The following is a 13936-nucleotide window of genomic DNA, read 5'->3' as shown; positions in this document are numbered from 1 at the left end:
TCAGGCTCGCAACCGGAATCCGCGAGGGGTGGGCGAGAAACCGGCCTCGGTCAGGACCGGCGCGAAGTCGCTGCCGTGGATGGTGTCGCCATCGACCTTCTCGACCACGATCTTGTCGATCCCGCCGCGCTTGACCACACCGGCGAGCGTGACCGCCGCGGTGCGGAGCACGCCGGGGTCGTCGGTGAAGGTGAGGATCGTGCGCCCGCCGCGTTCGACGAACAGGATCAGTTCACCCTCCACGAGCACCACCAGGCCTCCGGCCTTGCGTCCCGGCCGGTGCGCGGGCGCGTCGTCGCCGCGTTTCGGCCAGGGCAGAGCCGCCCCGTACGGGTTGGCGGGATCGCTGGCGGCGAGAGTCACGGCGGGAAGAGTGGTGTGCCTGCCCTCGAGCGAGTCGGCGTAGCTCCGGAGTCGGTCCACCACGGGCGGAGTGGAGAATTGCGCACCGCCGAGCGACTCGACGAAATGTCCTCGCCGACAGCGGCCGTTGTCCTCGAACGTGCCCAGCACCTTGTACATCAGAGCGAATCCGCCGGGAACGTTCTCGGTCATCACGGACCCACGCGTCACCACCCCGTACCGCTCCAGGAGGAGTTCGGCCGTCGCGCTGGCACGCAGCGTGGCATCGGATTCGGCGGCGGGAAGGATCGACCACCTTCCCCCGACCGTGGGCGGTGCGGTGCGCACGGGAACCGTGAGGCTGCGGTACGCGCGGGCGCGCGGCGGTCGTCGCGGCGACCGGTGGCTCGTGGTGGTCCGGGACGTGTCCGACAGCAGGGCGCGGACCGGGGCGAGCGTGTCGTTGCCGATGTGGCCCAACCACACCAGATCCCACAACGCGGTGGCCAGCGCGGTGTCGTCGGACATCTCGAGGGTGTCCGCGAGTTGCCGGAAGAAGTACGCGCCGCCACCCGACAGCGTGTCGAGCACCCGGCGCTGCACCTCCGACAGGTCCGATTCCGCGGGCGTGGTCAGCGTGAGCGGTGCGGTATCGGCGGGGTGGAGGCACACCCACCCGTCCTTCCCCGAGATGCTGCCCGCGCCCGACCACAGGACCTCGCCGGTGGAGGTGAGTTCGTCGAGCATGGCGGGGGAGTAGTCGGCCACGCGGGACGGCAGGATCAGTGACTCGAGTGCGGAGGCGGGAACCGGGACACCGGCGAGTTGTTCCACCACCGTTGCGACGCCGTCGATGCCGCGCAGCGTGCCCCCGACGTGCTGCCAACCTGGGAGGAAGCGCCCGAGCGTCGCGGTGCTGACCGGTTCGACCTCCTGACGCGCCGCGGCCAGCGAGCGCCTGCGGAGACGGCGCAGGACCTCGGCGTCGCACCATTCGCTTCCCGTCGCGCCGGGGCGGAACTCGCCCTCGACCACCCGCTTGCCCTGCGCGAGTCGCTGCAGGACGTCGCGGGCAACCGCGGAACCGAGGCCGAATCGGGCGGCGGCGTCGGTGGTCGTGAACGGACCGTGGGTACGGGCATACCGGCTGATCAGGTCTGCGAGGGGATCGTCGACGGGTTCGATGAACGCGGCGGGAACACCGATGGGTAGCGGCACCCCGAGCCCGTCGCGCAGGCGTGCCGCATCCTCGATGGCCGTCCACCATTCGTGACCGGCGAACGACACGGCGAGCGCCCGTTTCGCGCGGACCAGTTCGTCGAGCCAGGGGAGGGGATCGCTGATCGACCGTGCGGTGATCTCGTCCGCCGTGAGCGGCCCCAGGAGACGCAGCAGGTCGGCGACGCCTTCGAGATCCTTCGCCTTGCGGTCGGGCAGCAGGCGCTGGAGTTCGAGTTCGGCGTGGGCGATGACGTCTGCGTCGAGCAGTTCGCGCAGTTCCACCCTGCCGAGCAGTTCCGCCAGCAGCGTCGAGTCCAGGGACAGTGCCGCTGCCCGGCGTTCGGCGAGTGGGCTGTCGCCCTCGTACATGAACTCGCCGACGTAGTTGAACAGCAGGGCGCCGGCGAACGGCGACGGCGACTGCGTCTCCACCTCGACGATGCGGATTTGGCGACGCGCGAGCCTGCGGAGCAGGTCCTTCAGGGCCGGTAGGTCGTACACGTCCTGCAGGCACTCGCGGACGGTCTCGAGCAGGATCGGAAACGTCGGATACCGGCGGGCCACGTCGAGCAACTGGGCGGACCGCTGCCGCTGCTGCCAGAGCGGTGCACGCTTTCCCGGCGTGCGGCGCGGCAGCAGCAACGCCCGCGCCGCGCACTCACGGAACCGGGACGCGAACAACGCGGAACCGCCGACCTGTTCGGTGACGATGTCCTCGATCTCGTCGGTGTCGAAGACGAACAGGTCGGCGCCGGGCGGGGTGTCCTCGGTGTCGGGAAGACGCACGATGATGCCGTCGTCGGACGCCGTCGCGTTCGAGTCGAGGCCGTACCGCTCGCTCAGCCGCGCACTCACGGCCAGCGCCCACGGAGCGTGAACGCGCTGACCGTACGGCGAGTGCAGGATCAGTCGCCAGTCGCCGAGCTCGTCACGGAACCGTTCGACCACCAGGGTGCGGTCGGTGGGGACCTGCCCGGTGGCGGTCTTCTGCTCGGCGACCAGCTGAACGAGATTGTTCGTCGCGTTGTCGTCGAGACCGCCGGTCCGGCAGCGTTCCTGGACCTCGGTCTCGTGCCCGAGTGAGATCTCCCGCAGGAACTGCCCCAGCGCTTCGCCCAGTTCCGCCGGCCGGCCCAGACCGTCACCGTGCCAGAACGGCAACCGCCCCGGCTGCCCGTAAGCGGGGCTGACCAGAACCCGGTCGAACGTGATCTCCTCGATCCGCCAACTGGTGGCCCCGAGCGCGAAGACGTCGCCGACCCGCGACTCGTACACCATCTCCTCGTCGAGTTCGCCGACGCGGGACGCCTTCTCACCGACCATGTACACCGTGAACAGACCGCGGTCGGGGATGGCTCCGCCCGAAGTGACGGCAAGCCGCTGCGCGCCGGGACGTCCGGTGAGCGTGTTGGCTTCGCGGTCCCAGACGAGGCGGGGCCTGAGCTCGGCGAAGTCGTCCGACGGGTAGAGGCCGGCGAGAAGGTCGAGGGTGGACTCGTACGCTGAGCGGGGCAGCGTCGCGAAGGAACCGCTGCGCCGGACCGTCTCGAACCAGTCGTCCACGTCGAGCGGCTCGAGGGCGGTGGCCGCCACGGTGTGCTGGGCGAGGATGTCGAGCGGATTGGCGGGGACGGCGAGCGCCTCGATCTTGCCGGTGACCATGCGCTCGACGGTGACGGCACAGTGCACGAGATCGGTGCGGTGCTTCGGGAACACGACACCCCGGGAGATCTCCCCGACCTGGTGTCCGGCGCGGCCGACCCGCTGCAGACCGTTCGCCACCGATGGGGGTGCCTCCACCTGGATCACCAGATCGACCGCGCCCATGTCGATTCCGAGTTCGAGGCTGCTCGTCGCGACAACGCACCGCAGTCGCCCCGACTTCAAGTCGTCCTCGATCAGGGCCCGCTGGTCCTTGCTGACCGACCCGTGGTGGGCGCGGGCGAGCAGGGGGTCCGCGCCGAAATTGACCTCGGACGGTGTGCCGATCTGCGAGGCCGGTTTCGGGTTCTTGTCGACGGCAGTTCCGGCGCGTTCTGCATAGATCTCGTTGAGTCGCGCCGTCAGGCGCTCGGCGAGGCGCCGAGAGTTCGCGAACACGATGGACGACCGGTGCGCAAGGACGAGGTCGACGATCTGTTCCTCGACGTGCGGCCAGATCGACCCCGCCTGCGGGGTCGCCGACGCCGAACCCTCGGCGGGTTCGGCGAGGCCGAGTTCGGTCATGTCCTCGACCGGCACCTGCACGGTGAGGTCGAACGTCTTCGGCGACGGCGGCGCGACGATCCGGATGGGCGCCGAACCGGACAGGAACCGGCCCACCTCCTCGTGCGGCCGCACCGTCGCCGACAGCCCGATGCGCTGGGCCGGAGTGGCGAGAAGCTGGTCGAGGCGCTCGAGCGACAGGGCCAGGTGGGCGCCGCGCTTCGTGCCTGCCACCGCGTGCACCTCGTCGACGATGACGGTGTCGACCTGGGTCAGCGTCTCGCGTGCGGCGGACGTGAGCATGAGGAACAGCGACTCCGGGGTGGTGATGAGGATGTCGGGCGGATTCTTGATCAGGGCGCGCCGGTCGCCTGCCGGTGTGTCGCCGGAGCGGACGCCCACCGAGATCTCCGGCGGCGTGAGCCCGAGCCGCTTGGCCGTCTGCGTGATCCCGACGAGCGGGGCGCGCAGGTTGCGTTCGACGTCGACACCCAGGGCCTTGAGCGGGGAAATGTAGAGGACCTTGGTCTTGCGGTCCTTCCCGTCGGTGGCGGCGAGTTGGTCGAGGGACCACAGGAACGCGGACAGCGTCTTGCCAGAGCCGGTCGGGGCCACGACGAGAGTGTGCGCGCGGCTGGCGATCGACTCCCACGCACCGAGCTGCGCGGCCGTCGGCGCCGGGAAGGCACCGTCGAACCACTCACGGGTGGCAGCGGAGAACCTGCCCAGGACGTCGGTCACTGTTCCATAGTGCACCGGAGGTACGACAGGCAGCGGAAACATACCGGGCGGTCGACAATCCCGTTCGGCGAACGTGTCGGTGGGGCGCAGTATGGTTCGCACATGAGTTCGACCGGGGGGTTGGCGGCAGGTCAGGTGATGGAACACCTCACTGCGTTGGACGCTGCCGTGTCAGGCCTGCTCGACGCAGACCTCAGTGGTGTGTCGGATTCTGATGTGGTGCTGATCATGCAGCAGCTCGAGAAGTCCCTCCGCCGCGCCGGTTCGGTCTCGCTGCGACTGATCGTCGAGAGTGTCGAACGCTCGTTGCCCGCGACGCTCGGCTACAACTCACCGAACAAGCTCCTGATCGAGGTGCTCCGCGTCTCGGCGGCGGACGCCTCTGCTCGGGTAGCGTCGGCCCGCGACCTCGGTCTGTTTCATACAACTTCGGGCGAGCAGATGGAGGCAGCGCTGCCGGAAACCGCCGCCGCGCAACGGGATGGCGACATCGGCGCCGACCATGCGCGCGCCGTCCGGAAGATCATGCGAAAGATCCCGCATGCGGTCGACAATGCCGATGTCGCATTGGCGGAGTCGATTCTGGCGCAGTGTGCGCGAGGCGGTACGCCCGAAGATGTCGAGAGTGCCGGCCACCGCCTCCTTGCTCATCTCAATCCCGACGGAAACCTGGGTGACGACCGTGATCGTTCCCGACGGCGTGGTGTTTCGTTGGGCCGTCAAGATTCCGAACTGATGTCCAAGATCTCCGGTGAACTCGACCCCACTGCGCGTGCTCTGCTCGACCCGATCCTCGCGAAATGGGCTCGCCCCGGCATGAACAACCCGGACGACCCGGAGTCACCCTGCGGCGACGCCGAGAATCCGTCGATCGACCGCGAAGCACTGGTAGCGGCGGCAGCGCGCGACAACCGCACCGCTGCGCAGCGAAACCACGACGCCCTCAGTGCGAAGTTCCGGGTCATGCTCGAATCCGGGATCCTGGGTCAGCATCGAGGTCTGCCCGTCACGGCGATCGTCACCATGACCCTCGACCAACTCGAGAAGGCAGCCGGCGGTGTGGCCACCACGGCGACCGGCGGACTCCTTCCGGTCGATGACGCGCTGAAACTCGCCGAACGCGCTCACCCGGTGCTCGTCCTGTTCGACCACGACGGCCGGCCCCTGCATCTGGGCCGGCGCCGACGAGTGGCGAGCGCGGATCAACGCCTCGCTCTCATCGCTGCCGAAGGCGGATGCACACGACCGGGTTGCGCGACCCCGGCCAGCATGTGCGCGGTGCACCACGTGCAGGAGTGGCGCAAGGGCGGACACACCGACATCGACTCACTGACGCTCGTGTGCGATGCCTGCCACGCCCAGGTCCACGACGGGCCTGCAGGTTGGGCGACCACCAGCGCGCCACCCGGTGCCACGTACGCGGGACGCACCGAATGGATTCCGCCACCGCACATAGACCCGGACAGAAGACCGCGAATCAATCACCGACACCACGCCGGTGAGCTGATCGGTCGCGCTTGCCGGAAAGCCCGCGACCGGGCACGAGCCGGGGACAGAGTGCCCCTAGCCGAGGACGGAGTGCCCTAGTCGGGGTTTGGTCTCACACTGTCGTGAGATCCGCGGCCGCCGGAACGAACGACGGCGACGGCAACTCGACGGTGGCGGGTTCGTGCTCGGAGACCACCACATAGGCGCCCACAGCGAGTAGCGCCAGAGCAACTGCGCGGAAAATCCTGAACACGTTGTCTCGCTTCGGTCGAAGGGGCGGTGCATCACGGGTGGAGCTGTCAGACAGTAGACGAGGGCACCGACAGCTACGGTGGAGCCATGACTGCTGCAGGGGACAGCCACGAACTCGACCGACTCCGCGAGGCTGCACAAGCCCGCCTCGAGAAGGGGGTGGGGGACGGAAAGCTGACATTGGAGGAGTATTCGGAGCAAGCCGCGATCGTCTGGTCACGCGACGTCGACGTCGAGCGCCTTCGGCGGCTGGTGCCCGTCGAGGCACCGACGGCACCGGTGTCGCGACCTCAGTCCACCATCGTCGGAATCTTCGGCGACACCAAGCGGTCCGGCCGCTGGTCGCTCGCCGTGAAGACATTGGCCCTGCTCGTGTTCGGGGACGTGAAGCTCGACCTCCGGTCGGCCGTGATCGGCGCCCGCACGTCGACGATCACGCTCGTCACACTGTTCGGTGACAGCACGATCACCGTTCCGGAGGGCGTGCACGTCGAGGTGGGTGGTTTCGACCTCTTCGGCGACCGCGAACTCGACGCCGGTGCACAGGATCCCGGGCCCGGGGCGCCGACGATCCGCATCGTGTCGTACTCGCTGTTCGGTGACCTGAGGGTCCGCACCCGCTAGTCGCGGCCGAGGCGCTCCAGCAACGCCGACTTGATCGCCGGACGTCCCGCTGCGACGAGTGTGAAGGTGGCTTCACGCATCAGTCGTTCCGCGGTGTTCCCGGCGAGCAGTGACGAACTGCCCTTCGCCGTGACGAGGGCAGTGGCGGTGCGGATGGCGAGTTCCGAAGCGCGGGCCCGTGCTTCGGCGATCTCCGCCCGGCCTTCGAGCGCGGCGTTGAGGTCGAGGCGTGCCCGGGCGGCCTGCTCCTCGAACGGGTCGGCGTCGACGCCGAGAGCCTCCAGTTCGCTGATCGCCCGGCGGGTGATCCCCATCGCCATGCACCCGTTGATCCACGACCCGAACAGCTGGCTCTTCGCGAAATCCTCGGAGGAGACGACGGCGCTCACCAGATCCCGTGGCACGGCGAGCCCGTCGAATTTCAACCGGACCGTGTTGGACCCGCGCGCGGCGATCAGCGGGAGTTCCTCGGCGGTGAGTCCCCGAAGTGGTTGCGCGGGAATGATGACATGCACGATGGAGTCGTCGAACTCGTCGCGCGCCGACACCTGGAGCAGATCGACGATGCCCCAGCCGGTGACGAACGGTGACACCCCGTCGAGCACATAGCCGTCGTCGACGCTGCGTGCCCACAGTGTGGGCGGGACGGGTATCGCTCCGGCCAGTGCGACACCGGCCCGCACGGTCCCGTCGATGAGCCCGTCGAGATAGCGATCCTGCAGGGCCGTGTTCGGGGAACCGGCGAGACCGGCGACGACGCCGTGGTGCTGCATCCACGTGAAGGCCGTCGCGAGGCAGCCGCCGCACAACGTCTCCATCACGTCGACCAGCACCGACGGCGTCACACCCTCTTCGCCCGGTGCCGCGAGTCCATAGAAGCCGTCGGCGGCGAGAGTCTCGAAGTGACTGTCGGGAATCTCGCCGTCGGCATCGACGCTGTCGGCCACCGGGAACAACACGTTCTCGGCAATCTCACTCGCCATCTCGGTCCAGTTGCTCACGCCCCGAGAGTAGCCGGTCGCCGCCGCCGATCAGGTGAACTCCACCCCCTGCGCGAGCGGGAGTCGATCGGAGTAGTTGACAGTGTTCGTCGCGCGACGCATGTAGGCCTTCCATGCGTCGGACCCGGATTCGCGTCCGCCACCCGTCTCCTTCTCGCCGCCGAATGCGCCGCCGATCTCCGCCCCCGACGTGCCGATGTTGACGTTCGCGATGCCGCAGTCGGAACCGTCTGCCGCGAGGAACCTCTCGGCCTCACGCTGATCGGTGGTGAAGATCGACGACGAGAGGCCTTGGGGCACTTCGTTGTGCAACGCGATCGCCTGGTCGTAGTCGTCGTAGGTGAGGACATAGAGGATCGGTGCGAACGTCTCCTCCTCGACCACCGACGTCTGCGCGGGCATCCGGACGAGGGCGGGCGAGACGTAGTAGGCGGAGTCGCTGCCCCCACTGCGTTCGCCGCCGCAGACGACGGTCCCGCCGTCGGCGCGGGCCTTGTCCAACGCGGTCTGCATGGCCTCGAACGCGGATCGGTTCACCAACGGGCCGACGAGGACGCCGTCGTCGAACGGATTTCCGACCTTCAGCTGGCCGTACGCCGAAGAGATGCGCTGCACCAGTTCGTCGGCGACGGACGAGTGCACGATCAGCCGCCGCAGGGACGTGCAGCGCTGGCCTGCGGTGCCCGAGGCGGAGAAGACGATTCCCCGCACGGCCAGATCGAGATCGGCGGACGGGGCCACCACCGCTGCATTGTTGCCGCCCAGTTCGAGCAGGCATCTGCCGAAGCGCGCGGCGACGCGCGGACCCACGGCGCGACCCATCCGCACAGATCCGGTGGCGCTGACCAGCGCCACGCGTGCGTCGTCGACGAGACGCTCACCGACATCCCCCGCACCCTGGACCAGGGCGTGGATCCCGGCGGGTGCGCCGAGGTCGCGGGCAGCGCGCGCCAGCAGTGCATCACAGGCGATGGCCGTGAGCGGAGTCCGGTCCGACGGCTTCCACACCACCGTGTCGCCGCAGACCAGCGCGACGGCGGTGTTCCACGACCACACGGCCACGGGGAAGTTGAAGGCCGAGATCACCCCGACAACTCCCAGCGGGTGCCACGTCTCCATCAGCCGGTGTCCCGGACGTTCCGACGCCATCGTCCTGCCGTACAACTGGCGTGACAGACCGACCGCGAACTCGCAGATGTCGATCATCTCCTGCACTTCGCCCTGCGCCTCGGACGGAATCTTGCCCGCCTCGAGGGTGACCAGTTCCGCCAGATCCGTCTTGTGTTCCGTCAGAAGCTGACCCAGGCGACGCACCACGGCGCCGCGCTGGGGGGCGGGGACGGAACGCCACTCGAGAAAGGCGTCGTGCGCCGCGGTGATCGCCCGGTCCACGTCGTCCGCGCTACTCGCGGTCACCCTGCGCAGTTCGGTCCCGGTGATCGGTGTGCGCGCGACGAGCGGTCCACCGGCGTCGGTGATCTCGGCACCACACCTGATCAGTGCTTCCTCGGCGCGGCGGCACAACTCCTCGGGGGCGGGAAGGTTCACGATGCTGTCCTCTCTCGGGTTCGATCCTGCTGCTGTCGGTAGAGCGTGAACGGGTCGTGCACGGGCCGGCCGAGTGTTTCGGCGAGCCACGGTAGGTCGACGAGGCCGGCGCCCACCGCCTCGGGGAGGAAGTCCTCGAAGCGGATGGGCTCCGCGACGTGTTGCCCGCCGGAGAGCCGGTGGGTGAAGTACGCCAGCCCCCTCGCCTCGAGTTCGGCTTCCGTCCGGGGGAACTCGCGCTCCCAGCGGGCGGCGTCAGCCCGCCTTCCTCGGTCGCGAGCGCGGCGAGGTGCAACAGTTCCGTGGGAAACACCGTGCGCGCGGCGAGGGCATTCTCGAGGCGGTGCTGCCGGTCGCAGTCGAAGAACCGGCGATCAGCGGTGGTGAGCATCGATGTGCACATCCCGAACGGGTTGCGGGCCAGTTCGATCGGATCGACAGGACGAAATGCCGTCGAGACGACAGGTGCGGGAGCAGATGCGCCGCGCAGGTCGTAGCAGCCAACGGGGTGCATACCGAAGCCCGCGAACAGGATGGCCGCCTGACGCAGCTCCGTGGGTCCACCGAGCCGGATCGCGCCGCGGCGTTCCGCGGTGACCCGGGCAAGGCCGCCACGGCGTTCGGCGTCGGCCGGGTTCCGTGCCGCGAAGTCGGCGTTGACCGCACCGGCCACGTCGACCAGCGTGTTGTAGGCGGGCACCTCCCGGCCGTACGATGCGGCCAGCGCCCCGGCAAAGCGGGAGCGGAGCTCCCACGTTTCAACCATGATGCACCTCCGCTGGGCTAGCCTGCGCTGGTGGTGGAATCTTTTCGTAGCGACGCACCCCATACTCCTCTCGACGACATCGATCGGGTACTGATGCAGGAGCTGGTGGCCGACGGCCGGGCGACTCTGGCGACACTCGCCGAGAAGGCGGGGCTGTCGATCTCCGCTGTGCAGTCCAGGGTGCGCAGGCTCGAGGCCCGCAAAGTGATCCGCGGGTACACCGCGAAGATCGATCCGGATGCGCTCGGGCACGGTCTGTCCGCATTCGTCGCGATCACCCCTCTCGATCCGTCGCAGCCCGACGATGCGCCCGCCCGGTTGCGGAACCTCCCCGCGATCGAAGCGTGTCACTCGGTCGCGGGGGAGGAGAGCTACGTGCTGCTGGTGCGCGTCGCCTCCCCACGGGAGCTGGAACACCTGCTGCAGGAGATCCGTGCCACCGCCAACGTACACACGCGCAGCACCATCATCTTGCAAACATTTTACGACAGGTGAGCTCTGTTCCGGATATGTTGCCGAATCGTCGCCGGTTCACAGGAATTTTGACGTAATCTCTCGGTATGAGCACAGCGATTCGATTTACCGGAGATGGGGGCGAGCTGCCGGCGAGCCAGGTGCACGACGTGCTGCGCGAGCGCATTCTGGTCGACGGTTTCGACCTGGTGCTCGACCTGGAACGCTCACGCGGTACGCATCTCGTCGACCAGCGAGACGGCACCAGCTACCTGGACATGTTCGGGTTCTTCGCCTCGTCGGCGCTGGGGATGAACCACCCGGAACTGGCGGACGACGACGCCTTTCGCCGGGAACTGGCAGCGGCGGCGGTCAACAAACCGAGCAACTCCGACATCTATACCGTCCCGATGGCACGGTTCGTCGAGACGTTCGCCCGGGTGCTGGGCGATCCCGCACTGCCGCATCTCTTCTTCATCGACGGTGGAGCACTCGCCGTCGAGAACGCTCTGAAGGTGGCGTTCGACTGGAAGAGCAGGCTCAACGAGAGTCGGGGCCTCGACCCGGCGCTCGGCACGAAGGTGCTCCATCTGACCGAGGCGTTCCACGGGCGCAGTGGATACACCATGTCGCTCACCAACACCGAGCCCGGCAAGGTGGCGCGGTACCCCAAGTTCGACTGGCCGCGCATCGACTCCCCGTACCTCGCGGACGGCCGGGACGTCGAAGACGCCGAGCGCCGCGCACTGGACCAGGCGCGGCGCGCGTTCGCCGAGAACCCCTCGCACGTGGCGTGTTTCATCGCCGAACCGATCCAGGGCGAGGGCGGCGACCACCATTTCCGCCCGGAGTTCTTCCGGGCGATGGAGGCGCTCTGCCGTGAGAACGACGCCCTCTTCATTTTCGACGAGGTGCAGACCGGGTGCGGTCTCACCGGCACCGCCTGGGCGTACCAGCAAATGGGAGTGCACCCGGACGTCGTCGCGTTCGGCAAGAAGACTCAGGTCTGCGGAATCATGGCCGGCGGCAGGGTGGACGACATCCCCGACAACGTGTTCGCCGTCAGCTCGCGGATCAACTCCACCTGGGGTGGCAACCTCACCGACATGGTGCGGTCCCGCCGGATCCTGGAGATCGTCGAGGAGGACAGGCTCGTCGACCGAGCCCGCATGACCGGGGCGCATCTCCTCGAGCGACTGCGGGAACTCGCACGAGCGAACGCCGAGGTGACCGAGCCGCGGGGACGTGGCCTCATGTGCGCGATCACGCTCCCCACCCCGCGGCGGCGGGACCGCGTCGTCGCCGAACTCAGGGAGCGTGAGCGGGTGCTGATCCTGCCGACCGGCAAGCGCGGGATCAGGTTCCGCCCACCTCTGACGGTGACGACCGCCGAACTCGACGCCGCCGTGGATGCACTGGCCCGAGTGCTGGGCGGTACCGTCGACGCATGACGCCGATACCGCTCACGTCCGTGCCCAATCTGCGAGACGTCGGTGGCTACCGAACCCGGGACGGCGCGAAAGTGCGCACCGGCGTGTACTTCCGTTCGACGGATCTCAGCCGGGTCGTGGACACGGACATGCCGCTGCTCGACGGCCTCGGGATCCGGACGGTGTACGACCTGCGCACCGCGGACGAGCGTGACGCGGCGCCCGACAAACTCCCGGACGGGGCCCGTGCGGTCGCGTTGGACGTCCTCGCCGACAAGGGGATCCGATCGATCCCCGCGCAGATGCTCCAGGTCATCGCCGACCCGATGATCGCCGAACGGGAACTCGGCGGCGGACGCGCAATCGACTACTTCGAGGGCAGCTACCGCGACTTCGTCGTGATGCCCAGCGCGGTCTCCTCGTACCGGGAACTGTTCGGCGGCCTGGCCTCGAACGGCAACACGCCCGCCCTCGTGCACTGCACCACCGGCAAGGACCGGACGGGTTGGGCCACGGCGGCGCTACTGCTGCTCCTCGGAGTCGGCGAGGACGACGTGTTCCACGACTACCTGCTGACCAACGAACTCCTGCTTCCGTCGTTCGCGGGCGTGTTCGAGAAATTCGTCGACGCGGGTGGAGATCCGGCGTTGCTCGAGCCCGTGCTCGGAGTCCGTGAGCAGTACCTGGAAGTGTCCCTGGCCACCATGCGCGAGAAGTACGGGACCGTCGAGCGGTACTTCTCAGACGGCCTCGGCCTCGACACCGGGGTTCAGACGTTGCTGCGGGAGCGCATGATCGCGGACTGAGCGGCCAACCCGATCGCCACACCCACCATGTCGGCGCAGAGATCCCGGACCGATCCGTGCCTGCCGATCGGCAGCACGCCCTGCAGTATCTCGGTGATCACCGCGAACGCCGCGAGCCAGAGCACGGTGATCCGTGGCGTCAGGAGCGCATACCGGGAGGCCGCCGCCAGCGCCGCGAACAGCAGGGCGTGCACCACCTTGTCGGCATGCTCGGGACCCGACGGCGTCGCGGACGCAGGGGACAGCAGCATGACCAGTGCCAGCACGGTGAGGGCCGCCACCGGAACGGATCGCATATTCACCGCTGGACCGTGAACCCCAGTGCGCCCTCCGCAAACCGTTGCACCGCATCCGATCCGCTCGCGAGCGCGTCCTCGTGGCCGGCCCGCGCCCAGCCGGTGAGGGTCGCGGAGTCCCCGGACGGAGTGAGCCCCACCTCGGCGAGCAGTTCGCCGGTGTTGGGCTGGCAGATCGCCCACGAATAGTGCTCGTCGTTCAGCCACTGCGCCGTGCGGCGGGCGACGTACTCGGGTTCGGCGATTCCACCGTCCGCGAGCGCCGGACGATCGTCGACCCGTTCGTCGGCGCGCAGCGCGCGCAGGTACCAGCCACCCGCATTGACCTCGACAGGTTCCACGTCAGCGGTCCCGGTCGCGGCGGCGATCTCGGCCGTGGCGGTCGTCGCGGGTGCCGAACAGGATGGCGCCGGCGGCCGGGATCATCAGGAAGAACAACCAGCTGTTGTCGACCGGGACGACGAAGAACAGCACGAGGGCGACGAGCGGGATCACCGACATCACGATGCGACGCCAATTCTGGTCGTTGTCGGTGCCGGCCGATTCGGCTTTGGCGGGCGTGCCGACCGTGGTCGCGGGGAGGTCGGTGAACACTCGATCGAGCTCGCCGCGGGTGGTGGCATTCGTGACCGCGAGACTGCGTTCGTCGAACTCGGGGACCGTCAAACGGCCCGCCGCGAAATGTTCGCTCAGCAAGTTCAGGGCCTGCTCACGTTCGGCAGTGCCGATACGGATCTCGGGAACGTCAGACATGCGTACAGAC

At 68.4% G+C, this 13936-nt stretch carries 13 protein-coding genes; 5 read left to right on the top strand and 8 right to left on the bottom strand.

What is annotated here, in order from left to right; genetic code table 11:
• On the bottom strand, positions 1-4509 hold the full coding sequence (locus OYT95_RS05150) for an ATP-dependent helicase (RefSeq protein ID WP_268790911.1): 4509 nt from the start codon (positions 4507-4509) through the stop codon (positions 1-3).
• A 102-nt stretch (positions 4510-4611) separates the two neighbouring features.
• Here OYT95_RS05150 and OYT95_RS05145 point away from each other — a divergent pair, with 102 nt between their 5' ends.
• Positions 4612-6096 (top strand): HNH endonuclease signature motif containing protein, encoded by a 1485-nt coding sequence (locus OYT95_RS05145; RefSeq protein ID WP_268790910.1) that lies wholly within the window; start codon positions 4612-4614, stop codon positions 6094-6096.
• Between the two features lie 13 nt (positions 6097-6109).
• Here the strand turns inward: OYT95_RS05145 and OYT95_RS05140 are convergent, their stop codons facing one another.
• On the bottom strand, positions 6110-6250 hold the full coding sequence (locus OYT95_RS05140; protein ID WP_156046805.1) for a hypothetical protein: 141 nt from the start codon (positions 6248-6250) through the stop codon (positions 6110-6112).
• A gap of 86 nt (positions 6251-6336) precedes the next feature.
• On the opposite strand from OYT95_RS05140, the gene OYT95_RS05135 reads away from it, so the two are divergent.
• The gene (locus tag OYT95_RS05135) at positions 6337-6873 is read left to right on the top strand and encodes a LiaF domain-containing protein (RefSeq protein WP_268790909.1); all 537 of its coding nucleotides are present in this window, start codon (positions 6337-6339) and stop codon (positions 6871-6873) included.
• Here the strand turns inward: OYT95_RS05135 and OYT95_RS05130 are convergent.
• From OYT95_RS05130 to OYT95_RS44650, 3 genes are read right to left on the bottom strand one after another with little or no spacing between them, the layout of a single operon-like run.
• Positions 6870-7874, bottom strand: a complete 1005-nt coding sequence (locus OYT95_RS05130; RefSeq protein ID WP_268790908.1) for an acyl-CoA dehydrogenase family protein — start codon at positions 7872-7874, stop codon at positions 6870-6872. The genes OYT95_RS05135 and OYT95_RS05130 overlap by 4 nt on opposite strands.
• 30 nt (positions 7875-7904) lie before the next feature.
• A complete protein-coding gene (amaB, locus tag OYT95_RS05125; RefSeq protein WP_442972561.1) occupies positions 7905-9374 on the bottom strand; it encodes an L-piperidine-6-carboxylate dehydrogenase in 1470 nt (489 codons plus the stop codon).
• Complete coding sequence (locus tag OYT95_RS44650; RefSeq protein ID WP_442972544.1) at positions 9277-10188, bottom strand: 2-oxoadipate dioxygenase/decarboxylase family protein; 912 nt, start codon at positions 10186-10188, stop codon at positions 9277-9279. Before OYT95_RS44650 ends, amaB begins: the two co-directional genes overlap by 98 nt.
• Before the next feature lie 30 nt (positions 10189-10218).
• On the opposite strand from OYT95_RS44650, the gene OYT95_RS05115 reads away from it, so the two are divergent.
• The 3 genes from OYT95_RS05115 to OYT95_RS05105 all read left to right on the top strand — a co-directional run bounded on the left by OYT95_RS05115 (position 10219) and on the right by OYT95_RS05105 (position 12877).
• The gene (locus tag OYT95_RS05115) at positions 10219-10683 is read left to right on the top strand and encodes an Lrp/AsnC family transcriptional regulator (protein ID WP_037208656.1); all 465 of its coding nucleotides are present in this window, start codon (positions 10219-10221) and stop codon (positions 10681-10683) included.
• Positions 10684-10748: 65 nt separating this feature from the next.
• Complete coding sequence (gene lat / locus OYT95_RS05110) at positions 10749-12092, top strand: L-lysine 6-transaminase (protein ID WP_268790906.1); 1344 nt, start codon at positions 10749-10751, stop codon at positions 12090-12092.
• Positions 12089-12877 (top strand): tyrosine-protein phosphatase, encoded by a 789-nt coding sequence (locus tag OYT95_RS05105; protein ID WP_112299279.1) that lies wholly within the window; start codon positions 12089-12091, stop codon positions 12875-12877. Before lat ends, OYT95_RS05105 begins: the two co-directional genes overlap by 4 nt.
• Here OYT95_RS05105 and OYT95_RS05100 read toward each other — a convergent pair.
• Genes OYT95_RS05100 through OYT95_RS05090 form a run of 3 tightly spaced genes read right to left on the bottom strand, consistent with a single transcriptional unit; the run spans position 12841 to position 13926 of the window.
• Positions 12841-13173, bottom strand: coding sequence for a VanZ family protein (locus OYT95_RS05100; protein WP_268792200.1), 333 nt, complete (start codon positions 13171-13173; stop codon positions 12841-12843). The genes OYT95_RS05105 and OYT95_RS05100 overlap by 37 nt on opposite strands.
• Before the next feature lie 2 nt (positions 13174-13175).
• On the bottom strand, positions 13176-13514 hold the full coding sequence (locus OYT95_RS05095) for a hypothetical protein (RefSeq protein ID WP_037244955.1): 339 nt from the start codon (positions 13512-13514) through the stop codon (positions 13176-13178).
• A 1-nt stretch (position 13515) separates the two neighbouring features.
• On the bottom strand, positions 13516-13926 hold the full coding sequence (locus tag OYT95_RS05090; RefSeq protein ID WP_037244957.1) for a DUF1707 SHOCT-like domain-containing protein: 411 nt from the start codon (positions 13924-13926) through the stop codon (positions 13516-13518).
• Positions 13927-13936 lie beyond the last annotated feature (10 nt).

Source organism: Rhodococcus sp. JS3073 (assembly GCF_026810085.1).
GTDB classification, from domain to species: Bacteria; Actinomycetota; Actinomycetes; order Mycobacteriales; family Mycobacteriaceae; genus Rhodococcus_F; species Rhodococcus_F wratislaviensis.
Note: the sequence above shows the minus strand (reverse complement) of the source record. Positions and strands in the feature narration are given on the sequence as shown.